At 71.6% G+C, this 26190-nt stretch carries 21 protein-coding genes; 11 read left to right on the top strand and 10 right to left on the bottom strand.

Annotated features, from left to right (window positions below; all coding sequences use genetic code 11):
- Nucleotides 1–49: 49 nt before the first annotated feature.
- The gene (locus ACX114_RS31430) at nt 50–799 is read left to right on the top strand and encodes a HEAT repeat domain-containing protein (protein ID WP_459290655.1); all 750 of its coding nucleotides are present in this window, start codon (nt 50–52) and stop codon (nt 797–799) included.
- Complete coding sequence (locus tag ACX114_RS31425) at nt 796–1533, top strand: methyl-accepting chemotaxis protein (protein ID WP_459290653.1); 738 nt, start codon at nt 796–798, stop codon at nt 1531–1533. Before ACX114_RS31430 ends, ACX114_RS31425 begins: the two co-directional genes overlap by 4 nt.
- Nucleotides 1534–1550: 17 nt before the next feature.
- On the opposite strand, the gene ACX114_RS31420 is transcribed toward ACX114_RS31425, so the two are convergent.
- From ACX114_RS31420 to trmB, 7 genes are all read right to left on the bottom strand, one after another.
- Nucleotides 1551–4481, bottom strand: a complete 2931-nt coding sequence (locus ACX114_RS31420; RefSeq protein WP_459290651.1) for a helicase C-terminal domain-containing protein — start codon at nt 4479–4481, stop codon at nt 1551–1553.
- A gap of 56 nt (nt 4482–4537) precedes the next feature.
- Nucleotides 4538–4978, bottom strand: a complete 441-nt coding sequence (locus tag ACX114_RS31415) for a cupredoxin domain-containing protein (RefSeq protein ID WP_459290649.1) — start codon at nt 4976–4978, stop codon at nt 4538–4540.
- 16 nt (nt 4979–4994) lie between these two features.
- Nucleotides 4995–5417 carry a cupredoxin domain-containing protein gene (locus ACX114_RS31410; RefSeq protein ID WP_459290647.1) on the bottom strand — a complete coding sequence of 141 codons (423 nt, stop codon included), beginning with the start codon at nt 5415–5417 and terminating at the stop codon, nt 4995–4997.
- An 87-nt stretch (nt 5418–5504) separates the two neighbouring features.
- Entirely contained in the window at nt 5505–6371 is an 867-nt protein-coding gene (locus ACX114_RS31405) for a hypothetical protein (RefSeq protein ID WP_459290645.1), read from the bottom strand.
- Between the two features lie 484 nt (nt 6372–6855).
- Nucleotides 6856–7269: a hypothetical protein gene (locus ACX114_RS31400; RefSeq protein WP_459290643.1), complete on the bottom strand. Its 414-nt coding sequence runs from the start codon at nt 7267–7269 to the stop codon at nt 6856–6858.
- A gap of 50 nt (nt 7270–7319) precedes the next feature.
- Nucleotides 7320–8363 carry a diguanylate cyclase gene (locus ACX114_RS31395; RefSeq protein WP_459290641.1) on the bottom strand — a complete coding sequence of 348 codons (1044 nt, stop codon included), beginning with the start codon at nt 8361–8363 and terminating at the stop codon, nt 7320–7322.
- A gap of 174 nt (nt 8364–8537) precedes the next feature.
- Nucleotides 8538–9158, bottom strand: a complete 621-nt coding sequence (trmB, locus tag ACX114_RS31390; RefSeq protein ID WP_459290639.1) for a tRNA (guanine(46)-N(7))-methyltransferase TrmB — start codon at nt 9156–9158, stop codon at nt 8538–8540.
- An 81-nt stretch (nt 9159–9239) separates the two neighbouring features.
- Here trmB and ACX114_RS31385 point away from each other — a divergent pair, with 81 nt between their 5' ends.
- The 6 genes from ACX114_RS31385 (at nt 9240) to ACX114_RS31360 (ending at nt 17600) form a co-directional block, all read left to right on the top strand.
- Nucleotides 9240–10166 carry a bifunctional riboflavin kinase/FAD synthetase gene (locus ACX114_RS31385; protein ID WP_459290637.1) on the top strand — a complete coding sequence of 309 codons (927 nt, stop codon included), beginning with the start codon at nt 9240–9242 and terminating at the stop codon, nt 10164–10166.
- Between the two features lie 233 nt (nt 10167–10399).
- Complete coding sequence (gene pilB, locus ACX114_RS31380) at nt 10400–12100, top strand: type IV-A pilus assembly ATPase PilB (protein WP_459290635.1); 1701 nt, start codon at nt 10400–10402, stop codon at nt 12098–12100.
- 45 nt (nt 12101–12145) lie between these two features.
- Nucleotides 12146–13258: a type IV pilus twitching motility protein PilT gene (locus ACX114_RS31375; RefSeq protein ID WP_459290634.1), complete on the top strand. Its 1113-nt coding sequence runs from the start codon at nt 12146–12148 to the stop codon at nt 13256–13258.
- A 55-nt stretch (nt 13259–13313) separates the two neighbouring features.
- Nucleotides 13314–14570 carry a type IV pilus assembly protein PilC gene (gene pilC / locus ACX114_RS31370; RefSeq protein ID WP_459290632.1) on the top strand — a complete coding sequence of 419 codons (1257 nt, stop codon included), beginning with the start codon at nt 13314–13316 and terminating at the stop codon, nt 14568–14570.
- A gap of 16 nt (nt 14571–14586) precedes the next feature.
- Complete coding sequence (locus ACX114_RS31365; RefSeq protein WP_459290630.1) at nt 14587–16167, top strand: two-component system sensor histidine kinase NtrB; 1581 nt, start codon at nt 14587–14589, stop codon at nt 16165–16167.
- The gene (locus ACX114_RS31360; RefSeq protein ID WP_459290628.1) at nt 16164–17600 is read left to right on the top strand and encodes a sigma-54-dependent transcriptional regulator; all 1437 of its coding nucleotides are present in this window, start codon (nt 16164–16166) and stop codon (nt 17598–17600) included. The genes ACX114_RS31365 and ACX114_RS31360 overlap by 4 nt, the downstream gene beginning before the upstream one ends.
- Here ACX114_RS31360 and ACX114_RS31355 read toward each other — a convergent pair.
- Entirely contained in the window at nt 17563–18570 is a 1008-nt protein-coding gene (locus ACX114_RS31355) for a glycosyltransferase (RefSeq protein WP_459290626.1), read from the bottom strand. The genes ACX114_RS31360 and ACX114_RS31355 overlap by 38 nt on opposite strands.
- Nucleotides 18571–18662: 92 nt before the next feature.
- On the opposite strand from ACX114_RS31355, the gene ACX114_RS31350 reads away from it, so the two are divergent.
- Complete coding sequence (locus tag ACX114_RS31350) at nt 18663–20495, top strand: ArnT family glycosyltransferase (protein ID WP_459290624.1); 1833 nt, start codon at nt 18663–18665, stop codon at nt 20493–20495.
- 20 nt (nt 20496–20515) lie between these two features.
- Nucleotides 20516–21175 (top strand): methyltransferase domain-containing protein, encoded by a 660-nt coding sequence (locus ACX114_RS31345; RefSeq protein ID WP_459290622.1) that lies wholly within the window; start codon nt 20516–20518, stop codon nt 21173–21175.
- Between the two features lie 10 nt (nt 21176–21185).
- Here ACX114_RS31345 and ACX114_RS31340 read toward each other — a convergent pair whose 3' ends face one another.
- Both ACX114_RS31340 and ACX114_RS31335 read right to left on the bottom strand, forming a co-directional pair.
- Nucleotides 21186–22295, bottom strand: coding sequence for a glycosyltransferase family 4 protein (locus ACX114_RS31340; RefSeq protein ID WP_459290621.1), 1110 nt, complete (start codon nt 22293–22295; stop codon nt 21186–21188).
- Between the two features lie 134 nt (nt 22296–22429).
- On the bottom strand, nt 22430–24247 hold the full coding sequence (locus tag ACX114_RS31335; protein WP_459290619.1) for a tetratricopeptide repeat protein: 1818 nt from the start codon (nt 24245–24247) through the stop codon (nt 22430–22432).
- Between the two features lie 179 nt (nt 24248–24426).
- Here ACX114_RS31335 and ACX114_RS31330 point away from each other — a divergent pair, with 179 nt between their 5' ends.
- On the top strand, nt 24427–26187 hold the full coding sequence (locus tag ACX114_RS31330) for a tetratricopeptide repeat protein (RefSeq protein WP_459290617.1): 1761 nt from the start codon (nt 24427–24429) through the stop codon (nt 26185–26187).
- The last annotated feature ends 3 nt before the right edge of the window (nt 26188–26190 follow it).

Genomic DNA, 26190 nt, shown 5'->3' with positions numbered 1-26190 from the left:
GTGGACAGGTAAATCGCGGCTACACTGTTGGCACTTCTTTGCCCATCCCATGCGGCTGCCGACAGCACTCCTGCTCCTCTTCTTCCTGCTGCCGAGCGCTGCACTGGCGCAGGGGGACACGCGCATCACCTTCCTGGGTCGTCAGTTGGAGAAGGGAAGGGATCCGCGTGCTCGCTCACAGGCCGCGCTGGTGTTGGGCCAGACGGAAGACCCCGAAGCGGTGACGCCGCTGTGCGGTGGCCTCAAGGACCCGAGCGAGCTGGTGCGCGCGGCGGTGGCCAAGGGACTGGGCGCGCTCCTGGAACCGAAGGGGCTCGACTGCCTCCAGGCGGTGCAGGGGGAGGCGGACGCCACGGTGCAGGCGGCGGTGGCGGAGTCCATCAAGGCCATCAAGGCGTACCAGGCGCGCCGGCCGCGCTTCTACCTGTCGCTGGACGCGCTGAAGGACAAGACGGGCAGCGTGCCCGCGGAGCTCGTGAAGGTGACGGAGGCGCGGCTTCGTTCCAAGCTGGTGCGCCGGGGCGCGCAGATGGCGCCGGACAAGGAGTCGAAGGCCGCGGCGAAGGGCGCGCTCAAGAAGCTGGGCGTGCACGGCTACCGCATCACGGCGGAGATCCAGAAGACGGACAGTGGAGGCCTGCGCCTGGCACTGTTGTGCATGACGTACCCGGAGCAGTCCCTGATGGGACAGGTGGAAGTGAACGCCGCGGGAGCTCCGCCCGCGGACCTGTTGAAGGCCCTGATCCCCCGAGCCATCGAGGAAGCCGCCGCGACCTTCGACTGGAGCAGCGAGACATGACGACGACCACGGCCCAGGCCCCGACGACGAAGCGCCGCTGGCGCAACTTCCTGCTCGACGCGCCCTTCCAGCTCAAGCTCACCGCGTACATCGTCGGTGTGACGCTGGTGATGGCGGCGCTGTTGGGCATCTTCCTGGTGCGCGCGGCGAACTCGCTGATGCACGAGACGGCGACGGCGGTGGACGCCCGCTCGGCCGCGGCGGAGGTGAGCCGCGAGTTGTCCGGGGCCACGCTCTCCAACGAGCTGATGGCCCACATGAACGACCCGGCGTTCGAGAAGCAGTTCCGCGAGCAGGCGCAGGCCATCGACGCCAAGTACGAGGCGGAGCGCTCGGCCATCGTCGCGCAGCGCGCGGAGCTGGAGCGCCATCAGCAGCTGACGTGGTGGGTGCTGGGCGGCTGCCTGCTGACGTTCATCGCGGTGGTGGCGCTGGCGACCATCGTGGTGACGCACCGGATGGCGGGCCCGCTCTTCCGCATCAAGCGAATGATGCGCGAGGTCGCGGAAGGCCACCTGAACCCGCCGCAGCACGGCCTGCGCGAAGGCGACGAACTTCAGGACGTCTTCGAGGCCGCGCGGGACATGACCCAGCGGCTGCGCGCGCAGCAGACCGAGGACGCGCGCGCGCTGTCGGAGGCCCTGGCGCAGGCGAAGACGAGCGGCGCCACGGGCCCCTGGGTGGATGAACTGTCCGCCCTGGAGGCGCGCTACCGCGAGCGGCTGGCGCGGTAGGGTAGGGCAGGGGGGGCTCACACCCGCGCGGTGTCCGCGGTGAGCCCCATCTGCAAGAGCTCCGAGTGCAGCAGCAGCCGCGCCTGTGCCCACGGCAGCGCGACGACGCGGTAGCCCGCGAGCGCCTGGAGCAGCAGCGGCCGGTAGCTCGCGTGTCCGGGGTCCGCCACGACGACGATGCCCCGGTCCGTGGTGGAGCGGATGAGCCGCCCGACGCCCTGACGCAGCAGCAGCAACGCGCGCGGCAGCCGGTACTGGAGGAAGCCCAGGTACTCGTTGCCCGCCTTCGCCAGCGGCTCCTCGCGCGCGGCCACCAGCGGCCGTGACGCCGGCTCCAGCGGCAGCTTGTCGATGAAGACACACCCCACGCCGCGCCCGGGGATGTCCACGCCCTGCCAGAAGCTCTTGGTTCCCAGGAGCACCGTGCCCGTGTCGCGCTCCTGCCGCGCCGCCAGCGAACGGCCGTGCCCGCGCGACTGACGCAGCACTTCAATCCCGTGCGGCTCCAGCCGCGCCTGCACCTCGCGCGACACGCGCTCCAGCCGCCGCGTGGAGGCGAACAGGCCCAGCACCCGGCCGCCCATCACCTGCGCCAGTCCGGAGATGCGCCCGGAGGCCCAGTCGATGAACGGCTCCTCGTGCGCGCGCGGCGCATCCGTCACCAGCACCACCAGCGCCTGCTGTCCCAGGTGGAACGGCGAGGGCGCGCGCAGGATGGGCGGCCTGAGCCCCAGCCGCTTCAGCACGAAGGGCACACCGTCACCCGTGCCCAGCGTGGCGGACGCCATCACCAGCGCGCGCTTGTTCGCGGCGAAGTCCTTCGCCACGGACTCGGACACGTCCACCGGCTGCGCGCCCACGCTCCAGCGCTGCTTGCGAGGCTCCGCCCGCGCCGCATAGCAGCGCTTCGCGTCCGGCTCTCCGGCCAGCTCGCCCGCGAGCACCGACAATTCGCCCAGCTCCGTGGTGGCCCCGGCCAGCTCCCGCTCCAGCGAAGGCTGCTTCACCGCCAGCTCCGGCAGCGCCGCCAGGACGCGCACCGACAAGAGCGTGTGCACCCGCTGCAGCGCCGTGCGCACCGCGACCAGTCCCTCGCGCACGGGCTCCCAGGCGGGCAGGGCGCGCACCGCGTCCGTCACCCGCAGCTCCGGCGCGTAGGCCGCGTCGTCCGCGTCCTCGCCGGGCATCGCCGCCGCGGGCTCGCACAGGGCCGTCACCTGCTCGCCCAACAGGCGCGCCTCCTGGAGCAGCGTGCGCAGGGAATCGTCCACCTCGGACATCAGCACGCGGGACTCGTCCCGGCGCGTGGCCGCGAGCGCGCGGCGCAATTCAGCGAAGAGGCCCCGGCGTCCGTCGCGTCCGTGCAGCCGCTCCGTGAGGCGCAGGAAGGCCAGGTCGGACAGCTCCACCGTGAGCGCGGTGGTGGCCACGTCCTCCAGCTCGTGCGCCTCGTCCAGCACCAGGTGGTCCAGGCGCCCGTAGCGCGCGGGCCACGCGAACGCGAGCGACTGGTTGATGACCAGCACGTCCGCCTCGCGCGCCTGCGCCACCGCCGAGTGGTAGAAGCACTTGTTGTGGTGCGGGCACCGCTCGCCCAGCGTCGTCGCCGCCTCGGAGCGCACCGCCGGCACCAGCCCGTGCATGCCCGGGAAGCGCTCGCGGAACCAGTGGCTCAGCCGGTCCAGGTCCCCATCCACGCTGCGGCGCAGATACGCGCGCACGTAGGCCCGGGGCGCCCTCGCCGTGTGGCTCATCCCCGGCTCCACGCGCGTGGCCTCCAGCGCGCGGCGGCGGCACAGGTAGTTCGTCTGGCCCTTGAGCAACGCGTAGCCGAACGCGCCGCCCGTGGCCTGGTGCAGCCGGGGCAGGTCCTTCTCCAGGAGCTGGTCCTGGAGCGTCTTCGTGTGCGGCGCCACGCCCACCTTCAGGCCGTTGCGCGCGGCGAACAGCGCCGCGGGCGTGAGGTACGCCAGCGACTTGCCCGTGCCCGTGCCGGCCTCCACCGCCACCTGCCCGCCGTCCGACAGCGTGCGCGCCACCGCCTGCGCCATCTCCAGCTGCGCGGGCCGCGACAGGAACCCGCCGCCCCGCTCCAGCGCGCCGCCGGGCCCCAGCACCTGGGCCACCTCCTCCGGCCGCACCGGCAGCGGCGTCGCGTCCAGCTCGGGTTCCGGGGGCGGCCGGCCGCCATTCGCGCGCTTGCGCTCCGGCCGCGCGCGCAGGAAGCCGCCCGTCGTCTCCAGGTTCAGCGGCGCAGGCGTGGCCCGGCACGCCTCCCACAGCCGCGAGAGCAGCTCCAGGAGCGGGCGCGCCTCCGCGTCCATCGCCAGATCGCGAGCGTCCTCTTCCGACAGGGAATCCAAGAGCGGCGTGGGCCCCAGCGCCGCGCGGGCCCTGGGGTCCATCGTGGACAGCAGGTCCGCCACGTCCTCCGCGCGCCCGTCGCGCACGCAGCCATCCAGCGCGTGCACCAGCACCGCGTGCACCGCCACGCAGTCATGCAGCGCCCGGTGCGGCTGCTGCGAGCCCAGCTTCGCCCACCGCATCAGCGACTCCAGCGAGTGGCTGGGCAGCTCCGGGTGCAGGTAGTGCATGAGCTCGCACGAGTCGAGCACCGGCACGCCGCCGAGCACGTCCGGCAGGAAGCCCTTCTCGAACGGGGCGTTGTGCGCCACCACCGTCCAGCCCTGGAGCCGCTCCCGCAGCAGGGCGCGCTCCGCGTCGAAGCGGGGCTGTCCGGCGAGCTGCGCGTCGGAGAGGCCGGTGAGCCGGCGGATGGTGAGGTTCAGCGGGCGCGAGGCCGAATACAGCTGGGAGAAGCGGTCCACCTCCCGGCCGTGCTCGAAGAAGAGGCACCCGACTTCGATGACCTCGTCCACGCGGGGGTCGAGCCCCGTCGTTTCGAGGTCCAGGAAGACGTGCCGGGTGAAGAGCTCCGAGCTGCCCATGCAGGCGCGTGAGCCTACCCGCCCGGGCGGACATCGCCAGTTAACGGGCGGAGGCGCTACTGCACGAAGAAGCGGCCGGTGGCCTCACCCGTCGGGCACCCGTAATGGAGCATCCCGGAGCGACGGGGCGTGAAGGCGATCTCCACCAGCGTGTTCAGCGGCAGCTTCACGTCAATGCCCTGGTCGGCCATCACCAGCGAGGTGGCGCACGTCGCTTCCGTCCTGCGCGTCACCAACAGCGTCACCGGCTGGTCCTTCTGGAGCAGGACCACCGAGGAGGGCTCGAAGCCCTTCTCCGTGACGGACATCTCCAGCATCAACTTCCCGTTCACGACATGGCCGTCGTCCACGAGGGCCGTGTAGCCGTGGCGTTTCTCGTGCTCATCCGCTTCCGACGCCTTCGCCGCGGAGGGCTCCTTCGAGCACGCCAGCTGCGTCACTCCCGCGAGGACCGCGGCCACGGTGAGCACGACGATGCGGCGGGAGGAGGGGCGCATGAGAGGTCCGGGGCCTTCAGTCCACCACGAACGTGCCGGCGATCATCTTCCCCATCGCGCAGCCGTACTTCAGCGTCCCGGACTGGTTGGGCGTGAAGGCAATCTCCACCGGGGTGTTCAGCGGCAGCTTCGTGTCGATCTTGTACTCGTCCATCACGAGCTCGGTGGCGCACGTCACGTCCGTCTTGCGCGTCACCACCAGCTTCACCGGCTCGCCCTTCTTGAGCTGCACCGGCGAGGGCTCATAGCCCTTCTCCGTGACGGCCAGCTCCACCACGTGCACGCCGTTCTCCCTCCGCCCCACCTCCTGCGCGGCGGGCGCGGCCGGCTCCTTCGCGGAGGACTCCTTCGTGCACGCCTGCTGCGACGCCCCCGCGAGGACCGCCGCCGCGGTGAGCGCGAGCCAGGGCTTGATGATGCGGGAGAAGAAGACGCGCATGGATGAAGTCTCCAGGGGGAGGAAGGACACGGGCGGCCCGCCAATGAAGGCAGGGCCGCCCGGAGGTAACGCCACCGCGAGCCGCTTTCAGCCCTCGGCGTCGGGCTTTGAACCGGCCTCGTCGTCGGAAGCATCCTCGGCCGGGGCCGGGGGCGCCTCGAAGCGCAAGAGCGCGTGCAGCGGGACGAACAGCTCGTGCCCGGGCTCACCCAGCAGCACGTCGAAGCGGCCCACGCGCAAGAGCGGCGCCTCCACCGTGATGCCGTTGCGCAGCACCAGCTTCACCGTCTGCCCGATGTGCGGCAGGAACGGCCGGGGGTCCGAGTAGGGGCGCTTGTCCGGCTGACGCGCCACCTGCGCCGGCTTCTGCGTGAGCTTCGCGTCGCGCTCCAGGTTCGGCATCAGCCGCTCCCAGTCACCCCTGCGCGCGATGAGCACCACCTGGAGCTTCTCCAGCCGGCCCGTGCGCTCGAAGGTGAAGGCGATGGCCTCCTCCGCCAGCAGCGTGTCCAGGAGCGACCGCTCCGCCAGCACCACGGACAGCTCGGTCTTCTGCTCGATGAAGGCGCCCAGGAAGTCCGCGACGAGCGCGTTGTCCACCTGGCCGCGCGCCTGCTTGATGGCCGCCTTGCGCTGGCTGCGCTCCTTGCGCGCCATGAACTCCTGCACGGTGAGGCCGCTCTGGAGGATGCCGAACGCGTCTCCCAGCGACAGGCCCGGCGTCTGGCCCATCAGCTCGTAGACCTGGTCGAAGCGCTTCGCCTCCTCGGCGTGCAGCTTGCGCCAGATGCGCGCCTTCATCTTCCCTTCCAGCTCACCCTTGGCGATGCGCGCCGGGACGTGCTCGCGCGTGGCCAGCGCCAGGATCTGCTCCGGCGTGGGCGGCGGACGCGGGGTGCTGGGACGCGGCGCGAAGCGGCCCGGAGGCCCACCCGCGCGCGGCGGTCCACCCATCCCGGGCCCCCGGGGAGGCGGACGGGACGAGGCCCCCGGCGTGAAGCCCGGAGCCGGAGGACCGGACGGCCGGGGCGGAGCCGAGGAGGCCGTCGCCGCCGGCCCGACCGCGCCTGCCGGGCCCGGAGCCGGGCGGGGCGGGGGAGCGGACGGAGCCGCGGACGGGGTCGGCCGCGGCGTGGGGGAGAGGCCGCTCGGACGGGGCGCGGGCGCCACGCCCGGCGTGGGGCGGGGGGCCGGCGTCGCGCGCGGAGCGCCTTCCGCGCTGGTGGGGGCCACCGGGGCGGCGGGCGCCACCGGCGTGGGCCGGGGCGTGGGCCTCGGCGTGGGGGAGGGGGTGGGGGCAGTCGAGGACGGGGTCACCGGGCCGCCGGGCGTGGAGCCCGGTCTCCGGATGACCTCGACTGCGGGGAGCACCCGCCGTGTCTTCCTGTCGTTCACGGTTGTACGTTACCTGATGCGCGGGGTCCGGGCATGCCCGGGCTCACGGCTGGGGGGATGCTGAAAAGTCCACCTTCCACCCGGACGGTTCCCTCACCATCCGGACCTCGCCCGACCTTCCCGCCGAGCGCACCACCAAGGTCGCCACGTCGCCCTCCTGCCGGAGCAGCGAAACCTCCTGAACATCCGGCGGCACCGGGACATTCGCGAAGAACAGCGGGAGCGGCTCCGGCTTCACCATGCCCCCGGACGCGTCGCTCACCTGCTGGGCGCGCGTCTTCAGGACCTGCTGGGTCTCTTGTGACAGCCCCGCGTAGGCCTTGGGCAGCTCACCGCGCTGCACGTGCCGGTGGAACGTCTGGTAGGCCCCCACGGGGGTGTCCGGCTGCAGCCGGTTGCAGCCGCCCAGGGAGAGGAGGGCGAACAGCAGCCAGGTCGTCATCGCGAGCGGGCGCATGGGGCCTCCGATTTAGGTCAAACCGCCGCCGTGGGGAAGCGGGAGGTGTGTCACGCCGCGTGCTGGTGGACGCGATTGCGGCCCGTTCCCTTGGCGGAATACAGGCTCGCGTCCGCCGCGCGCAGCAGCGCCTCCGTGCCCGGCAGGTCGTCCGCGGGCACCGTCGCCACGCCCAGCGACGCGGTCAGCTTCACCTCCTGCGACATTCCGTCCGGGCCCGTCCACGTCAGCTCCAGCCGCTCAATCGCCTCGCGCACCCGCTCGCACGCCCGGAGCGCGTCCTGGGGGGCCGCCTCCGGCAGGAGGGCGATGAACTCCTCGCCGCCATAGCGGGCCAGCAGGTCCACCTCCCGCAGCGTCGCGCGCGCCGTGTGCGCCACCGCGCGCAGGACCTCGTCCCCGAAGGGGTGGCCGAACGTGTCGTTGATGCGCTTGAAGTGGTCGATGTCCAGCATCACCAGCGACAGGGGGGAGCGGTAGCGGCGCGAGCGCATGAACTCCTCGCTCAGCCGCTCCTCGAAGTAGCGCCGGTTGTACAGGCCCGTGAGCGCGTCCGTGCGGCTGAGCGCGAGCAGCTCCTGACGGCGGCGGTCCAGCTCGCGGTTGGCCCACTCCAGTTCGCGGTTCTTCTCCAGGAGCGCGTCCTGCAACGCCTTGAGCCGCAGCATGGACTTCACGCGCGCGCCCAGCTCCAGCATGTCGAAGGGCTTCACCAGGTAGTCGTCCGCGCCCAGCTCCAGCCCCTCCACCTTGCCCGCCGCCTGCCGGGCCGTCATCAGGATGACGGGGATGAAGCCGAAGCCGCCCTCGCCCGCGTTCGCCTTGACGATGCGGCACACCTCCACGCCGCCCAGGCCCGGCATCTCCACGTCCATCACGATGAGGTCGGGCCTGCCCGCGCGGATGGCGGACAGCGCCTGTGCTCCGTCCAGCGCTTCCTTGAAGACGTAGCCGTGCGGGGCCAGGCCCTCGCGCACATGGCGGATCTGCGCCGGATCATCGTCCACGATGAGCACGGTGCGCCCGGAGAAGTCGTTGGCGGGGCCGCTCCTGCGCACGCCCTCCGGCATCCGTTTCCTTTCGGCTTCCGGCATGAGGCGCCCATCCCCCAACAGGCTGCGGTCGTGGCCAACGTCGCGAGTGCTCCCCGGAGTGGGAACCCCTTGGGTGGATTCTCCTCCGGGTGGGGGGCGCTGCCAAGGGCCCTCGCGGGCACCCGCGGGCACGAAGGACGCCGGGCGTCCAGGGCCTGACAGGTGCCGGCGGAACTACGGCGCGGGTTTCACCAGGCGTGCGCGGTACACGGGTTCTCCGGACGCCAGGTAGCGCCGCTCGCGGGTGGAGGGCACCTCCTCCGGGTCGTACGGGTGGAACACCCCGGCGCCCAGCGGGTTGTGGAAGCCCGCCGCCTCCAGGATTTCCAGCATGGCCACCGCGCGGTCCTGCACGTCGGTGCGCATGTCGAAGCGGCCGCCGGGCTTGAGCAGCCCCAGCATCACCTTGGCGAAATCCGGCTGCACGACCGCCCGCTTGGCGTGCGAGCGCTTCCACCAGGGGTCGGGGAACTGCAGGTGGATGACGTCCAGCGACCCGGGGGCGAAGATGCGCGGCACCACGAAGCGCGCGTCGGATTCGATGACGCGCAGGTTCTTCATGCCCGCCTTCTCCGCGCGCATCTGCGTGTCGCGCGCGTACTTCTTGCGCCACTCGAAGGCCACGAAGCGCACACCGGGGTTGCGGCGGCAGTACTCCAGCGCGTGCCCACCCGCCCCGGAGCCGATCTCCAGCTCCAGCGGCCCGGTGAAGCCGAACTCCGCGTCCCAGTCCGGGGGCGCTTCCAGGGGGACGAACTTGAGGCCGACCGGATCAGGGAGCAGGGCAGGGCGCATGGCGGGAACGGGGGGCCTCTAACCATGGAGCCGCGTGGGTTGGCCAGGGCAAAAGCGCGCGGGGTGCTATAGGGAAGGGCCATGAAGGTCTTCCAGTCCGTGTCCGAGGCGGGCCGCCAGCTTCAGGGGCAGGCCCTCGCGCTGGGCAACTTCGACGGCGTGCACGTGGGCCACCAGGCCCTCTTCGCGGAGGCGCTGCGCCATGCCCCCGCGAACGCGCTCACCTTCCAGCCCCACCCGGGCAAGGTGCTCCAGCCGGACCTGGCGCCCAAGCTGATCACGCTCCTGCCGCGCAAGCTGGAGCTGCTCGCCGCGTGCGGCCTGTCCCACGTGGTGGTGCAGCCCTTCACCCGGGACTACGCGCGCAACACGCCCCAGGACTTCGAGTCCGCCCTCTTCGACGGCCTGGGCGTGGGCCACGTCGTCGTGGGCAGCGACTACACCTATGGCGCCCAGCGCGCCGGCACCGTCGCCACGCTGCGCGAGGCCGCGGCGAAGCGGGGCGCGCAGGTGCACGTCGTGCAGCCGGTGAACGTGGACGGCGTCGTCGCGTCCTCGTCGCGGATCCGCGAGTACATCCTGGAGGGCAGGGTGGGCGCGGCCAGGCGCCTGCTCGGCCGCCCGTTCGACCTGGATGGCACGGTGGTGTCCGGCGCGGGCCGGGGGCGCACCATCGGCTTTCCCACCGCCAACGTGGACACGCAGAACGAGCTGCGGCCCGCGCCCGGCGTGTACGCCATCCGGGTGCGCCTGCTCGCGGAAGCGGACGGGCCGTGGCGGCCGGGCGCCGCCAACATCGGCGTGAAGCCCACCTTTGGTGGCACGGAGGTCACCATCGAGGCGCACCTCTTGGACTTCAGCGGCGACCTCTATGGCAAGGAGCTGCGGGTGCAGTTCCTGGAGCGGCTGCGGCCCGAGCAACGATTTGGTTCCGCCGCCGAATTGGTGGGTCAAATCAAACGCGACGTGGAGGCCGCGCGCACCGTGGTGGCCCGCGGCGACGGGTAGGGGCTCCCGAGCGGCTCCAGAGCCTGAGGGGCGCGCCCTTCCAGAAGCGGCGCCGGACAGCAAGGGAGCACGCCAGGGCGCCTTGACAGGCCGCGCATCGGTTTCCTCTAATCCGGGAGGATCCGTGCCAGGGCTTCAGGCCCCTGACGCACGGCCTCATTTCCCCCCTCGGGTCCCGCTGACAGCCGGGGCCCTGGCTGTTCCCTCCTCACGCTCAAAGAGGCATCCCAGAAATGTCCGGTCGACTCGGTGAATTGCTGGTGCGCGAGAACCTCATCTCCGTCCAGCAACTCCGCAAGGCGCAGGAGGAGCAGCAGAAGAGTGGCGCGCGCATCGGCACGGCGCTCATCAAGACGGGCGCCATCGAGGAGTCGAAGCTCACCGACTTCCTGTCGAAGCAGTACGGCGTCCCGGCCATCAACCTGAAGGACTTCGACATTGATCCGGACATCATCAAGCTCGTGCCCAAGGAAGTGGCCGAGAAGCACCTGGTGATCCCGGTCAACCGCGCGGGCCCGTCCCTCATCGTGGCCATGTGCGACCCGTCCAACATCTTCGCGGTGGACGACCTGAAGTTCCTCACCGGCTACAACATCGAAGCCGTCGTCGCGTCGGAAATCTCCATCCGCGAATCCATCGAGCGCTACTACGCGGAGAAGGGCCCCTCGCTGGAGGACATCGTCGGCGACGTGGGCGACGACATCGAGGTCGCCAAGGAGGAGCAGGAGAACGTGGATGAGATGGCCCGGGCCGCGGACGACGCGCCCGTGGTCAAGCTGGTGAACCTCATCCTCATGGACGCCATCAAGAAGCGCGCGTCCGACATCCACATCGAGCCGTACGAGAAGGACTTCCGGGTCCGCTTCCGCATCGACGGCGTGATGTACGAGGTGATGCGCCCGCCCATGAAGCTGCGCAACGCCATCACCAGCCGTCTGAAGATCATGGCGTCGCTGGACATCTCCGAACGGCGCCTGCCGCAGGACGGCCGCATCAAGATCAAGATCGGCGGCGGCAAGGAGATGGACTTCCGCGTGAGCGTGTGCCCCACGCTCTTCGGCGAGAAGGTCGTGATGCGCTTGCTCGACAAGAGCAACCTGCAGCTCGACATGACGAAGCTGGGCTTCGACGCGCAGCCCCTGGCTTGGTTCAAGGAGGCCATCGACCGGCCCTACGGCATGGTGCTGGTGACGGGCCCCACGGGCTCCGGCAAGACGACGACGCTGTACTCCGCGCTCTCCAGCCTCAACGACGTGGGCACCAACATCTGCACCGCGGAGGACCCGGTCGAGTTCAACTTCGCCGGCATCAACCAGGTGCAGATGCACGACGACATCGGCCTGAACTTCGCGGCCGGTCTGCGCTCCTTCCTCCGCCAGGACCCCGACATCATCATGATCGGTGAGATCCGCGACTTCGAGACGGCGGAAATCGGCGTGAAGGCGGCGCTCACGGGCCACCTGGTCCTCTCCACGCTGCACACCAACGACGCCCCGGGCACGGTGAGCCGCCTGCTCAACATGGGCATCGAGCCGTTCCTCGTGACGGCGTCGCTCAACCTCATCCTCGCCCAGCGTCTGGCCCGCCGCCTGTGCCCGGCCTGCAAGCGCCCCGCGGAGAAGGTGGACGAGCAGGCCCTCATCGACGCGGGCATCCCGCCGGACAAGATGGGCACCTTCACCATGTACGAGAAGGTCGGCTGCCGCGAGTGCAACGACCGCGGCTACCGCGGCCGCGTGGCCATCTACGAGGTCATGCCCTTCTGGGATGGCCTCAAGGAGCTGGTCATCAACGGCGCCTCCGCCGCGGAGCTCAAGCAGGAGGCCATCCGCCTGGGCATGAGCAGCCTGCGCATGAGCGCGCTCAAGAAGCTCATGGACGGCATGACCACCCTGGAAGAGGTCGTGGGCAACACCGCGCCGGACCGCTTCTAATCACCCCACTTCCTCCACACCTCTCCCCCGACAGGACACGCATCCGTGGCCAACCTGCACCAGCTCCTCAAGGCGATGGTCGAGAAGGGCTCTTCCGACCTCCACATCACCACCGGCTCGCCGCCGCAGCTCCGCGTGGACGGTGAGCTCGTCCCGCTCAAGACGGCGCCGCTCACGCCCGTGGAGACCAAGCAGCTCTGCTACTCCATCCTCACGGACGCCCAGAAGCACAAGTTCGAGGAGGAGAACGAGCTGGACCTGTCGTTCGGCGTGAAGGGTCTGTCACGCTTCCGCGCGAACATCTTCATGCAGCGCGGCGCCGTCGCCGGCGCGTTCCGCACGATTCCCTTCAAGATCCTGACGTTCCAGGAGCTCGGCCTGCCGCCGGTGGTGGCGGAGCTGGTGAAGAAGCCGCGCGGCCTCATCCTGGTGACGGGCCCCACGGGCTCCGGCAAGTCCACCACGCTGGCCTCGATGATCGACAAGATCAACACCGAGCGTCATGAGCACATCATGACCATCGAGGACCCCATCGAGTACCTGCACCCGCACAAGAACTGCCTGGTGAACCAGCGCGAGGTCGGTGCGGACACGCGCAACTTCAAGACGGCCCTCAAGTACATCCTCCGCCAGGATCCGGACGTGGTGCTCGTCGGCGAGTTGCGCGACCTGGAGACCATCGAAGCGGCGCTCACCATCGCGGAGACGGGTCACATCTGCTACGCGACGCTGCACACCAACAGCGCGGTGCAGACCATCAACCGCATCCTGGACGTGTTCCCGCCGTACCAGCAGCCCCAGGTGCGCGCCCAGATGTCCTTCGTGCTGGAAGGCGTGATGAGCCAGGCGCTCGTCGCCAAGCAGGGCGCTCCGGGCCGCGTGCTGGCCCTGGAGGTCATGGTGCCCAACCCCGCCATCCGGAACCTCATCCGCGAGGACAAGGTCCACCAGATCTACTCGTCCATGCAGGTGGGTCAGGCGAAGTACGGCATGCAGACGTTCAACCAGGCGCTGGCCGCCCTTCTGGCGCGCCGGGTCATTTCCCAGGACGAGGCCTTCGGCCGTTCTTCCGACCCGGAGGAGCTGCGCAACATCCTCGCCACGGGTGGCGTGGCCGGCGTAGCCCAGCGGCCGGCCGGGGGAGCGGGTGCCCGTTAGTTTTGGGGCATGAAAATCACAGGTTAGACTCCTCGCCCTCCCCGGAGGTCCAGTTATGGCAGCACCGGCAGTGCAGCAGAAGGCGACAGCGTCCAAGAAGAACACGGCCCAGTTCCTCTGGGAGGCGAAGACCAAGAGCGGGGAGAGCAAAAAAGGCGAGATGGAGGCCCCGGACGCCGAGGCCGTCAACGCGCGCCTGAAGTCCCTGGGCCTCAACCCGACGAAGGTGCGCAAGAAGGGCGCCCTCGACGGGGAAATCACCCTGCCCGGCATGGGCGGCGTGACGGGCAAGGACATCCTCATCTTCACCCGTCAGTTCGCGACGATGATCGACGCGGACCTGCCGCTGGTGCAGTGCTTGGACATCCTCGCCAGCCAGATGGACAACCCCGCCTTCAAGAAGGTGGTGTTCGCCATCAAGTCCAAGGTGGAGCAGGGCAGCACCTTCGCGGACGCGCTGAAGGAGCACCCCAAGATCTTCGACGAGCTCTACGTGCAGCTGTGCGCCGCGGGCGAGGTGGGCGGTATCCTCGACACCATCCTCAACCGGCTCGCCGCCTACCGTGAGAAGAGCGAGAAGCTCAAGGCCAAGGTCAAGAGCGCCATGACCTACCCCACCATCGTCATCCTGGTGGCCATTGGCGTGACGGCGGTGCTGCTGCTCAAGGTGACGCCCGTCTTCGAGAAGATGTTCGCGGACTTCAACTCGAAGCTGCCCGCGCCCACGCAGATGGTCGTGGACATGTCGAAGTTCGCCCAGGCGTACTTCCTCCACACCGTCATCGGCATCGCGGTGGTCGTGTTCTCCTTCTCCTGGAGCTACAAGCAGCCCAAGGGCCGCAAGTTCTGGGACAAGGTCTTCCTCAAGGCGCCCCTGTTCGGCGACGTCTTGCGCAAGGTGGCCGTGGCGCGCTTCACGCGCACGCTGGGCACGATGATCTCCTCGGGCGTGCCCATCCTGGACGCGCTGGACGTGACGGCGAAGACGGCCGGTAACCGCACGGTGGAAGAGGCCATCTACTACGTGCGCGGGAAGATCGCCGAGGGCAAGAACATCGCGGGTCCGCTCCTGGAGACCAAGGTGTTCCCCTCCATGGTGGTGCAGATGATTGGCGTCGGTGAGGCGACGGGCGCCATGGACACCATGCTCAACAAGATCGCCGACTTCTACGACGACGAGGTGGACACGGCGGTCAGCGCCCTCACCTCGATGATCGAACCGCTCCTCATGGTGTTCCTGGGCGGCGTGGTCGGCGGCTTCCTCATCGCCATGTACCTGCCCATCTTCTCGCTTGCCGGCGCCATCAAGTAGCGCGGGCGGTGGAAGGGTGACGCGAAGCGTGGCCCCCGGGCTGCGCTCGCGTCTGGTGTGGCTGGTGTTGTTCCGCACCGTCGCGGCGAGCCTGTCGCTCGTTGTGACAGTGGTCCGGTTGGCGACCCAGCCCGTGCAGGAGCCCAGCCGCGCGGACTCGCTGTCGTTCGGCGTCATCGCGGCCGCCTACCTTCTCACGGTGGTGACGGGCCTGCGCCTGCGCCGGGGCACCGCGGGGCGCCTGGACGCCGTGGTGCAGGTGGTGGGCGACGTCATCATCGCCACCGGCCTGGTGTTCCTGAGCGGCGGCGCGGAATCGCCGCTGACGTTCCTCTACAGCCTGGCCGTCATTGGCGCGGCGGTGGTGCTGGACCGGCGCGGCGCGCTGTGGGCCGCGGTCGTGTCCTCGCTGGCCTTCACCGGGCTGCTGCTCATCATGCGGCTCACCCTGCCGGCGGACGTGCCGGGGATGGCGCCCTCGCGGGTGCTCTTCGTGCTGGGCAGCAACGTGCTGGCGCTGGGCCTCATCGCCGTGCTGTCCGGCTACCTGTCGCGCCAGCTGTCCGCCACGGGCGGCGCGCTGTCCCAGAGCGAGGCGGACCTGCGTCGGCTGGGGCGGCTGCAGCAGCTCATCCTGTCCTCCATGCCGTCCGGGCTGGTCACCTGCGACGCCGGGCGGCGCGTCACCTTCCTCAACACCGCGGGCGGCGTCATCCTCCAGGTGGAGGACAGCGCGTGCGTGGGCCAGCCGCTGGAGAAGCTCCTGCCGGGCGTGTCCGTGCTGGCGCCGCGCGCCACCCGGGGCGAGCTGCGGGTGAAGACGCCCGGCGGGCCTCGGGTGCTGGGGCTGTCCGTGTCGCCTCTGGAGGGCGAGGCGGGCTCGCTGCTCATCGTCTTCCAGGACCTCACGGAGCTGCGGCGCATGGAGGAGGACCTGAAGCGCACGGACCGGCTGGCCAGCCTGGGCGCGCTGTCCGCGCAGCTGGCGCATGAAATCCGCAACCCGCTGGCCGCCATGCGCGGCTCCGCGCAGTTGCTGGCCCAGGAGCAGTCCACCGACGTGGTGGTGACGAAGCTCACCGGCATCCTCACGCGCGAGGCGGACCGGCTGGCGCGGCTGGTGGAGGACTTCCTGCGCTTCGCGCGCCCGCCCGAGCCGCAGCGCCGGCCGGTGGCCCTGGACACCCTCCTGTCGGAGACGGTGGACATGCTCCGCGCGGATCCGCTTTCACGCGAGGTCCAGCTGGAGGTGCGCCCCCTGGACGCGCTGACGGCGCCGGTGGATCCGGACCAGCTGCGCCAGGTGCTCCTCAACCTGCTGCGCAACGGCATCCAGGCGGCGGGGCCGAAGGGAACGGTCCGGGTGGCCCTGGCGCGCGCGGAAAAGGAAGCGCAGATTCGCGTGTGGGACTCGGCGGGCAGCATCACGGAGGAGATGATGGGACACCTGTTCGAGCCGTTCTTCACGACCCGCAACGGTGGCACCGGGCTGGGCCTGTCCACCGCGCACTCCATCATCCACGCGCACGGAGGCACCATCCGCGTGACGTCCAATCCCGCTGAAGGCACCGAGTTCCTCGTGGGGCTGCCCCTGTGACGGCGCCGCTCCCTCATGACGGTGGGGCGCGCGGCCACGTGCTGGTGGTGGACGACGAGCTGTCCATGCGCGAGTACCTTGAGATCCTCCTGGTGCGGGAAGGCTACGCCGTGACGAGCGTGCCCTCCGTGGAGACCGCGCGCGCCATGCTGGAGAAGGACCAGGTGGACCTGGTCATCTCCGACATGAAGCTGGGCCAGGGCAGCGGCCTGGACGTGCTGCGCTGCGCGCGCTCGCGCAAGGAGCCGCCGGAGGTGGTGCTCATCACCGCCTTCGGCACGCCGTCCTCCGCGGTGGAGGCCATGCGCGAGGGCGCCTACGACTACATCTGCAAGCCCTTCGACAACGAGGAGCTGCGGCTCCTGGTGCACAAGGCGCTGGAGAAGCGCGCGCTGCGCCAGGAGAACCTCACGCTCAAGTCGCGCCTCCTGCCCGGCCTGGGCGGGCTGCTGGTGGGCAGCAGCCCCCGCATGCGCGCCCTGTGGCAGCTGGTGGAGAAGGTGGCCCCCGGCCGCAGCACGGTGCTGGTGACAGGGGAGAGCGGCACCGGCAAGGAGCTGGTGGCGCGCGCCATCCACCTGCGCGGCCAGCGCGCCGCGCAGCCCTTCCTGCCCTTCAACTGCGGCGCCCTCAACGAAGGCGTGCTGGAGAGCGAGCTGTTCGGCCACATGAAGGGGTCCTTCACGGGCGCCACGCATGAGCGGCCGGGCCTGCTCGTGTCCGCGGCCGAGGGCACGGTGATGCTGGACGAGGTGGGCGAGATGCCGCTCGCCACGCAGGTGAAGCTGTTGCGCGTGCTGCAGGAGCGCAAGGTGAAGCCGGTGGGCAGCGCGGCGGAGATTCCCTTCCAGGCGCGCGTCATCGCGGCCACCAACCGCCGGCTGGAGGCGGAGGTGAAGGCGGGCCGCTTCCGCGAGGACCTCTTCTACCGGCTCAACGTCATCACGCTGGAGCTGCCCCCGCTGCGCGAGCGGCCGGACGACATCGCGCCGCTCGCGTCGCACTTCCTCGCGCGGCTGGCGGAGGAGCTGGGCCGGCCGGGCCTGCGCTTCGCGCCGGAGACGCTGGCGCTGATGGAGCGCTATGCGTTCCCGGGCAACGTGCGCCAGTTGCAGAACATGGTGGAGCGCGCGGCCACGCTGTCGGACTCGGAGCTCTTGGGGCCCGGCACGCTGCCGCCCGCGGTGCGCGGCGAATCAGAGCCCCTGAGCCGCCCGGGGGACAGCGGCGAGCCCTCGCTGGGCGCCGGCTTCAACCTGGAGCGCCACCTGGACGAGAGCGAGCGGCGGCACCTGCTGGCCGCGCTCAAGCAGTCCCAGGGCGTGAAGACGCGCGCCGCGGAGTTGCTGGGCCTGTCCTTCCGCTCCTTCCGCTACCGGCTGGCGAAGCACGGCCTCACGGATGAGCTGGACGAGCCCGCTCCCCGGTCGTGAGAGGCTCCCGGGCGACTTGCGTCTCCGGGACCATGAGCGCGGGCTCCGCCAGGTAGCTCAGCCGCTTGGTCTCCAGCGACAGCTGGCTCACGCCCTCGAGCACCAGCCCCACGAGGCCTGACAGCGCGCCCAGCAGCACCAGGCCCGTGCACAGGATGGCGGTGGGGAAGCGCAGCACCTGGCCCGTCTCGAAGAACTGGAGGAAGACGGGGATGGACAGGAGCAGCGCCACGGCGACGAGCACCGCGCCGATGGTGCCGAAGAACTTCCGTGGCCTCAGCAATCGCTGCAGCCGCAGGATGTGGCCCAGGATGCGCAGGCCGTCGCGCCAGGTGTTCAGCTTGCTGTGCGAGCCCTCCATCCGCTTCGCGTAAGCCGTGGGCACCTCGCGCACGGGCATGCGCAGTTGGAGCGCGTGGATGCTCATCTCCGACTCGATTTCGAACCCCTCCGAGGCGCAGGGGAACGACTTGATGAAGCGCCGCGACATCACCCGGTAGCCGGAGAAGATGTCCGACAGCCCCTTGTCGAAGAGGCCCGCCACCACCTGGTTGAAGAGCCAGTTGCCGGCCACGTGTCCCGCCCGGTAGGCCTCGTTCTCGGTGTGCACCCGCGTGCCCACGACCATGTCCAGGCACTCGTCCTGGAGCAGGCGGGTCATCCCTTCCGCCGCGCTGGCGTCGTAGGTGCCGTCACCGTCCGCCACGATGTAGATGTCGGCGTCCACGTCCGCGAAGGCCCGCCGCAGGACGTTGCCCTTGCCGCGCCGGGGCTCGGCGCGCACCAGGGCGCCCGCCTCCCTTGCCACCCGGGCCGTCTCGTCCGTGGAGGCGTTGTCGTAGACGTAGACCGTCGCCGTGGGCAGGGCCTGGCGGAAGGCCTGCACCGTGTGCGCGATGGCCAGCGCCTCGTTGAAGCAGGGGAGGATGACCGCGATGCGGGGCGGCGTCGCGAGGCTCGGGCGGCTCATTCGGAAGGTCGAAAAATGGGGGCCACGTCCTCGTGGCGTGCGGCGCCACTCTACACGCTCCTTCCGCTGATCTACGCTGCCGGCCCCCACCCATGGCTCCTCCCCCTGGCAGGTCCCCCTTCCCCCCGCTCGTGCTGGCCGCCGTGCTGTTGCTGGCCCACGCGGCGCTCTGGCTGTCGTACTTCAAGGGCTTCCGCCTGGACCTGGGAAGCATCGACCTGCCGACGCCCCGCTACCTCCTGCTCGCGGCGATGATGGGCTTTCTGGGCGTGCCGGTGGTGGTGTGCCTGGCGCTCGCGGGAGGCCGTGGGCTCCGGGCGGAGACGCTCCAGCGCTGGCGCTCCGCGTGGCGTGACTACCCGGACCGCCGGGGCCTCGTGCTGCTGGGGCTGATGGGCGTGCTCATCCCGCTCGCCATCCAGTCGCTGCTCTTGGGGCACGCGCCCCTCACGGACGACGAAGCCTCCTACCAGTTCGCGGCGCGCCTGCTGGCCTCCTTCCGGCTGTGGGTGCCCTCGCCGCCCCTGAAGCTCTTCTTCGACAACGGCTTCCTCGTGAACGACGGGAAGCTGTACAGCCAGTACTTCCTCGGGTGGCCCTTCCTCCTGGCGTTCGGCATGAAGGCGGGCGTGCCCTGGCTCATCAACCCGCTGCTCGCGGGCGCGACCACGGTGGCGGTCTTCCTGGTGGCGCGCGAGTGGTTCGGCTCCGCCTGGGCGCGCGTCGCGGGGCTCTTGTGCCTCGTGTCGCCGCTGCTGATGACGGGCGCGGCCACGATGATGTCCCACACCGCGGTCCTCTTCGCGCTGGCGTGGCTGCTGTACTGCGTGCAGCGCTCGCGCGCGGGGGCCGGCGCGCTTGCGAGCGCGGGCGTGGCGTTCTTCTTCTGCCTGGCGTTCTGGACGCGGCCCGCGACCGCGGTGGGTCTGGGGACGCCGCTGCTCGTGTGGTGGGCCCTGGGGCTCTGGCGGGGTGAGCGCCGTGGAGTGCCCGCGCGCGTGGGCGCCTTCCTGGTGGTGGCGGTGCCGCTCGCGGCGCTGTTCCTCGCGGCGAACGCCGCCCAGACGGGCTCGCCGTGGATGACGGGCTACCATGCGGGCCTGTACTACGCGCGCGCCAACGCCTTCCGCTTCGCCACCTTCGCCCCCGAGTCCGCGAGCGGGGAGGGCTTCTGGTACTTCTTCGTGGACCGCTCCCCGTGGCTCGCGGTGGGCCGCGGCGTGATGGCGCTCTTCCGGCTGAACGTGGATGGCTTCGGGTGGCCGCTGGGGCTGGGGCTCGCGTGTCTGGCGCGGGGGCAGAACGCGCGCTGGATGGCGGCGAGCATGGCCGGGCTCTGGGTGGTGCACATCCCCGTGGCGGACGCGGGCATCGACTCGTTCGGGCCGGTGCACTACTCGGAGGCCATGCTGCCGCTGGTGCTGCTGACCACGGACGGGCTGCGCACGCTGTGGCGCTGGGCCTGGGCGCAGGGGCGGCCGGGGCTCTTGCCGGGCACGGTGGCGGGGCTGCTGCTGGTGTGCGCGGCCATGTACCTGCCCCCGCGGTGGACGACGCTGGCCTTGCTGGCGCGGGACATCCGCACGCCGTTGGAGTTCGTGGAACGCGAGGCGCCGGTGCCGTCCATCGTCTTCACGCAGCACCCCATCGCGCCGCCATGCCAGTCGGCCCCGGCGCGCCACTTCGTCTTCACCCGGCCCAACAACGGGCCGGACCTGGACGACCCCGTGCTCTGGGCCAACCACCTGGGCGTGGAGCGGGACCGGGAGCTGGTGAAGCGCTTCCCGGGACGCGAGGGCTTCCTGCTCGTCGTGTCGCGCAAGGACTGCCAGCACCGGCTCATCCCGCTCGACCAGGCCTCCCCCGAGCGCTACCCCTCGCCGGTGAAGGAACTGCCCTCGGATTTCCCACCGCCGTCGCCCTGACCGCCCGCCGGAGCGTTCCGATGCTGAAGCCCGAAGCCCGCTGGCTCTCACGCCAGATGACGTCGCTGGATGTCTCGCGGTTGTCCCCGCTGCTCAACGTGGGCAGCTCCACGCGCCACTTCCGCGAGGTCCAGCAGCCGTGGATCCACCAGGAGCTCTTCGCGCCGTGGCTGGCGCGGGGCGGGCAGGTGGTGCACCAGGACCTCAAGGCCGACGACGGGGTGGACGTGGTGGGCAGCCTGCTGGACGCGGACTGCATGGCCCGGCTGGAGGCGCGCGGCATCCGCTCCGTGTGCTGCACGAACGTGCTGGAGCACGTCCCGGATCCCCGGGACTTCGCGCACCAGTTGTCCCGGCTGGTGGCCCCCGGGGGTGTGCTCCTGCTCAGCGTGCCGCGTGCCTTCCCCTGGCACCCGGACCCCATCGACACCCGCTTCCGGCCGACGGTGTCCGAGGTCGCCGCGCTCTTCCCGGACCTGCGGCTCGTGGCCGGCGAGGTGGTGCCCTGCGGCACGCTCTTGCACCTGGTGGCCCAGGACCTGCCCGCCGCGGTGGGCCGGCTCCTGCGGCCGGGCCGCGGCGCCGAGCCGGGCGTTCCGCGCGAGAGCGTGGCGCGGTGGCTGTGGCCGTGGCTGGTGAAACCCTTCGAGGTGACGTGCGCGGTGTTCGAGCGGCCCTGAGGCCCCGCCCTCAGCCCGCGCGCAGGAGCCGCGCGAGCGTCTGCTCATAGTCGGTGATGAAGCGCTCCAGGCCCCAGCGCTCGCGTCCCCAGCGCGCGACCTCCTCGCGTGGAGGAGGGGAGGCCAGCAGCTCGCGCACGGCCGCCGCCAGCGCGTCCGCGCCCTCCACCCGCCGCACACCGGGCGCGTCCGCGACGTTGGCGGTGAAGGAGGGATCCGTGGAGACCACGGCGGGCAGCCCCGTGAGCATGCCCTCCTGGAGCGTCAGGGGCAGGCCCTCGCCCCGCGAGGGCAGCAGCAGCACGTCCGCGCACGCGTAGAGCTCGTGCATGCGCGCGTGGTCCACCTGGCGCAGGTGATCGGTCCCCGGCAGCCCCTCGAGCTCCGAGGCGAGCGGACCGTCCCCGGCCACCACCAGCCGGATGCCCTCCGGTCCCAGCCTCCGCTGCACCTCGGCCACCAGCGACACCCCCTTCTTCGGCACCAGGCGCGCGGCGAAGAGGACGAGGGGCGCCGACTCGGAGAGGCCGAAATCGGCGCGGGCCTTGCGGCGTGCGTCCGGCGGGAGCGGCTGGAAGCGCGGTGAGAACCCCAGGGGAATCAGGTGCAGGGGGCGCTTCAGGCCCACGCGGGAGAAGTAGGCCTGCACGTGGGGGCTGTACGTCACCACCTCGGTGGCGGACATCAGCACCGCGCGCCCGAGCGTCCGGTAGGCCACGTCCTGCACGGTGTCCAGCACGCCGCCGTAGGGGACCTCGCCCACGTGCTGGGTGATGAGCAGCGGCTTTCGGTGGCGCCGGCAGAGCGCGGCCGTCATCGCGGAGGACAGGTAGAGGCAGTCGTGCGCGTGCACCACGTCCACCTCGCGCACGAGCGCGTCCAGTTGCCGCCATCCCGCCGGAGCCCACACCGGCATGGGCACGTGGAGGTTGCGCTCCAGCCAGTTCCACGCGGCCACCCGCACGCGCGCGTCGGAGACACCGGGCGGCTCGGGCGTGGCGCCGGCGATCCACCGCACGTCGTGGCCCCGCTCGCGCAACCCCTGGAACAGCGTTTCCACCATGATTTCGATGCCGCCGGGGTGGGGCGGCATGAAGTTGGAGACCTCGAGGATGCGCATGGCGAATGGGCCCTTCGCACGGCGGTCCGGTCCGTCCCTCGTGACGGGTGGGAGCCGGCGCGGGCGGTCCCACCATCGCACGGGCCGCCGGGCCACCGGGAGCGGCATGTGAGGCGCGGGCACAGGCTCCCTGCTCAGGGAGCGGAGCCTCCGGCGCGGGCCGCCGCCGCCTCGTGCTCGCGCGCCTGCGCCTCGTGCCCCAGGGCGCGGTGGACGCGGGCCAGCGCTTCGAGCACCGCGGGGGCCTCCGGCGTCAACCTCCGGGCCTCCTCCAGCGGGGCCAGGGCCTCCTGTGCGCGTCCCGTGCGCAGCAGCGACTCCCCCAGGGCGACCCGGGCCTCGGCGCTCGAGGGCGCGAGCCGGACCGACTCCTGGAAGGCCCGCGTGGCCGCGGCGTCGTCCCGCAGCGCGTGCAGGGCCTCGCCCAGCCGGTAATGGAGGCCGGATTGTTCCGGCATCCCGACGAGCGCGGCCTCCAGCAGCTCCCGGGCCCGGGCGGGTTGCCCCGCCTTGAGCAGGGCCTGGGCCAGGGCATTCACGGTGGGAGGATGGGTGGGCCGCATCCTCACCGCGTGCTCCAGCGCGGGCAGGGCCTCGTCCACGCGTCCCTCGCGCAGCAGGGCATCCCCCAACTGGTAGTGCGGCGTGGGCGCCTCGGGGCTGACCTCCACGGCATTCGCCCACAGGCTCACCTCGTCCTGCCAGACGCCCACCTGGGTCGCCGCGCGCGCGGTGGCCGCCAGCAGCACCACGCCCGCGACGGCCGTGGGCACGAGGGCCCATGAGGACGCGGTCTCGCGGCGCGCCCGGGCGTTCCACGCGCCCCAGGCCGCGGCGACGCCCAGGCAGAATCCGACCGACGGCAGGTAGTCGTAGCGCTCGGAGACCGCGCTCTCCCCGAGCGCGCGAAGGTGCAGCGCGGGCAGCAGCGGCAGCACCAGCCACGCCAGGCCCAGCCAGGCGCCCGGAGCCCGCCGCCGCAGCAGCACCAGCCCCACCACCAGGCCCAGCGCGACCCCGAGGCCCACCCATGCCCGGACCGCCGCGAGCGAGGTGACAGGCTCGAAGGGATGCAGCACGCTCAGGCCCGAGGGCATCACGAGCAGCCGCGCATGTTCCGCGAGCAGCGGCAGCGCGTTGAACAGCGCGAGCCCGGGCGGCACCGAGGCCCACCCCGAGTTCACCGTGGAGAAACCCACGGCGTGCAGCCGCAGCGCCAGATAGACGGCGCCGGCGAGCACCAGCGGTCCGTAGCGCCAGGCCCACTCGCGCCTGCGCTCGGCGGAAGGCGGGGCGCGGTCCATCAGCTCCCAGGCGAGCAGCATGCCGGGCAGCACGACGGACACCTCCTTGAAGAGGAGCGCCACGAGCCACAGGCCCGCCCCCGCCACCGCGCGTCCGGGACGCAGCGGCCGGAGGGCCAGACACGCCAGCATGCCCAGGCCCGCCGTCGTGGCGGCCACGTCCATGACCGCGCTCACCCACGCCACCGCTTCCACGTGCACCGGGTGGACGGCGAAGAGCAGCCCCGCGACCAGGCCGGCCCCTGGACGCTGTCCATCCAGCACGCGCCGGGCCAGGACCCAGACGAGCAGCGACGCGACCGTGTGCAGCACGACGGGCACCAGGTGGTACGCCCAGGGCGAGGTGCCCGCCACGCCGTGCACGGCCAGGAGCAACACGTGGGTCAGCGGCCGGTAGAACGCGGCGCTCGCGGAGGCGCCGGGAACGAAGCCGAAGAGCTGCTGGGTGAAGACGTCCCCGAGCGTCGCCGCCGAGCGGATCCACGGGTTGGCCTCCACGAGCACGTAGTCGTCGTAGACCAGCCCGCCCGTCAGCGCCGGCGCGTACACGGCGAGCGCCGCGAGCACCACGGCCACGGCCTGGAGGCCCTGGCGCGGCGGCCCGGCGACGTGGGAGAGGGGAGGGGCGGAAGGCACGGAAGGGGTCACGAAGGGGGCTCCCACGGAGGCGGTGGGCACGATACCCGATGCCCCGAAACACCGAGGGGACACGAACCTGGCAGGCCAGCAGGCGTGGGGCGCGGGTGCCCGGAGGATGACCCACCGGCCCCGCGGCCAGGAGCGGGAGCGGCGTGGGTCGCGGTGGTAGGGTCCACGCCCTGCGACCCATGGCCTCCACTCCCTTCCACGGTCCGCCTCCGCGCGCCTCCCTCCAGGTCCTCTGGGTGGTCCTCGCGGCGCTGCTCGTCCACGCCCCGGCGCTCGCGAACGGCTTCGTCTACGACGACGTTCCCCTGCTCCTGGAGAACCCCTGGCTGCGCTCCGTGGACGGGCTTCGCGCCGCGTTCAGCCATTCCCTCTTCGGCTTCGTCGACGACGCCGCGGACGAGGGGCTGGGCTCGGGCTACTACCGGCCGCTCGCGCACGTGACGTTCTGGCTGCTGCGGGCGGCCTTCGGCACCGCGCCGTGGGGCTACCACCTGCTGCTCATCCTCGCGCACGCGGGCGCGTCCGTCCTGGTGTGGAGGCTGCTCCAGACCTGCCTGCGCGGCGAGGGGCGTGAGGACGCGTCCGGGTGGGCGGCCCTCGCGGGGGCGCTCCTCTTCGCCCTGCATCCGGTGCATACGGAGGCAGTGGTGTGGGTGAGCGGCTGGATGGACCTGGCCGCCTGCCTCGCGCTGCTGCTCACGGTGCGGCTGCTCGTGCCGGGCCCCGTGTCGTCCCCGCGCGCGTGGCTGGCCGCGCTGGCGTGGTTGGGGGGACTGCTCCTCAAGGAGACGGCCATCGTGCTGCCGGTGCTGCTCGTGGCCCTCGAGTGGGGCACGGGCACGGCACCGGTGGGATTCCGGGAGCGGCTGCGCCGTCATGGCCCCCTGGCCGTGGCGCTGGCGGTGTACGCCGCCCTCCGGCTGAGCGCGCTGGGACTGGCCGCGCCCACGGATCCGCGCCGGCTGTCGAATGGCGGCGCGAGCCTGGCGGACGCGCTGGCGCTGGTGACGCAACTGGGGGGCAAGCTCCTCTGGCCGCACCCGCTGGTGGCGGCGCCTCCCGCGTCGTGGGTGCGCTCACCGTGGGAGCCCGCGGTGCTCCTGGGCGGGCTGTGCGTCGTGGGCTTCCTGGTGCTGCTGGGATGGGCGCTGCGCGGGCGCCAGGGCGCGACGGTGACGGGCGCGGTCTGGCTCGCCGTTCCCCTGCTGCCCGTCCTGGCCCTCCAGGCGCGCGGCGTGGAGGCCTACGCGGAGCGCTACCTCTACCTGCCCTCGGTGGGCTTCGTGCTGCTCGTGGCGGTGGGGCTCCGGGCCGTGCTCGAGCGCTGGCCCGCGGGCGCTCGCGCGCTGACGCTCGCTTCCGGTGGGGTGCTCGCGGCCTTCGCCCTGCTGACGGTGCTGCGCATCCCCGTCTGGCACGACGAGGTGTCGCTGTGGGAGACGACGGTGGCGCAGCTCCCCGAGCGGCCGTCGGCCCATGCCTGGTTGGGGGCCGCGTACCTGCACGTGCGGCGCGCGCCCGAGGCCGTGCCCCACCTGGAGACCGCCGCGGCGGCGCTCCCCGGCAACTACCGCGTGCACAGCGACCTGGCCGTCGCCTATGCGATGACGGGACACTACGAGGCGGCCGTGCGCCAGTTGGAGGCGGCCATCCGGCTCAAGCCCGGGAGCGCGACCCCGCGCCACAACCTGGGCCTGACGCTGCGCCGGGCCAGGCGGCTGGAGGCGGCGGTGGCGAGCTTCCAGGAGGCCGTCCGGCTGGAGCCCGGCCGCGTGGACTCGCACCTGGAGCTGGGCCGCACCCTGTTGCAACTGGGCCGGGCCCGCGAGGCCGAGTCCTCCCTCACGGAGGCGCTCCGCCTCAAGCCGGACCTGGAGGCCGCGCGCCGGGCGCTGGCGGCGGCCCGGTCCGCGCCGCCCACCGCGCAGCCCGGGCCTTGAGGC

The organism is Corallococcus sp. M7 (genome assembly GCF_054512695.1).
Note: the sequence above shows the minus strand (reverse complement) of the source record. Positions and strands in the feature narration are given on the sequence as shown.

Excerpts from the sequence above, each read along its gene's own strand:
- ACX114_RS31430 (WP_459290655.1), top strand. The coding sequence starts at position 50 with ATGCGGCTGCCGACAGCACTCCTGCTCCTCTTCTTCCTGCTGCCGAGC.
- ACX114_RS31425 (WP_459290653.1), top strand. The coding sequence starts at position 796 with ATGACGACGACCACGGCCCAGGCCCCGACGACGAAGCGCCGCTGGCGC.
- ACX114_RS31420 (WP_459290651.1), bottom strand. The coding sequence starts at position 4,481 with ATGGGCAGCTCGGAGCTCTTCACCCGGCACGTCTTCCTGGACCTCGAA.
- ACX114_RS31415 (WP_459290649.1), bottom strand. The coding sequence starts at position 4,978 with ATGCGCCCCTCCTCCCGCCGCATCGTCGTGCTCACCGTGGCCGCGGTC.
- ACX114_RS31410 (WP_459290647.1), bottom strand. The coding sequence starts at position 5,417 with ATGCGCGTCTTCTTCTCCCGCATCATCAAGCCCTGGCTCGCGCTCACC.
- ACX114_RS31405 (WP_459290645.1), bottom strand. The coding sequence starts at position 6,371 with ATGGGTGGACCGCCGCGCGCGGGTGGGCCTCCGGGCCGCTTCGCGCCG.
- ACX114_RS31400 (WP_459290643.1), bottom strand. The coding sequence starts at position 7,269 with ATGCGCCCGCTCGCGATGACGACCTGGCTGCTGTTCGCCCTCCTCTCC.
- ACX114_RS31395 (WP_459290641.1), bottom strand. The coding sequence starts at position 8,363 with ATGCCGGAAGCCGAAAGGAAACGGATGCCGGAGGGCGTGCGCAGGAGC.
- trmB (WP_459290639.1), bottom strand. The coding sequence starts at position 9,158 with ATGCGCCCTGCCCTGCTCCCTGATCCGGTCGGCCTCAAGTTCGTCCCC.
- ACX114_RS31385 (WP_459290637.1), top strand. The coding sequence starts at position 9,240 with ATGAAGGTCTTCCAGTCCGTGTCCGAGGCGGGCCGCCAGCTTCAGGGG.
- pilB (WP_459290635.1), top strand. The coding sequence starts at position 10,400 with ATGTCCGGTCGACTCGGTGAATTGCTGGTGCGCGAGAACCTCATCTCC.
- pilC (WP_459290632.1), top strand. The coding sequence starts at position 13,314 with ATGGCAGCACCGGCAGTGCAGCAGAAGGCGACAGCGTCCAAGAAGAAC.
- ACX114_RS31355 (WP_459290626.1), bottom strand. The coding sequence starts at position 18,570 with ATGAGCCGCCCGAGCCTCGCGACGCCGCCCCGCATCGCGGTCATCCTC.
- ACX114_RS31350 (WP_459290624.1), top strand. The coding sequence starts at position 18,663 with ATGGCTCCTCCCCCTGGCAGGTCCCCCTTCCCCCCGCTCGTGCTGGCC.
- ACX114_RS31345 (WP_459290622.1), top strand. The coding sequence starts at position 20,516 with ATGCTGAAGCCCGAAGCCCGCTGGCTCTCACGCCAGATGACGTCGCTG.
- ACX114_RS31340 (WP_459290621.1), bottom strand. The coding sequence starts at position 22,295 with ATGCGCATCCTCGAGGTCTCCAACTTCATGCCGCCCCACCCCGGCGGC.
- ACX114_RS31330 (WP_459290617.1), top strand. The coding sequence starts at position 24,427 with ATGGCCTCCACTCCCTTCCACGGTCCGCCTCCGCGCGCCTCCCTCCAG.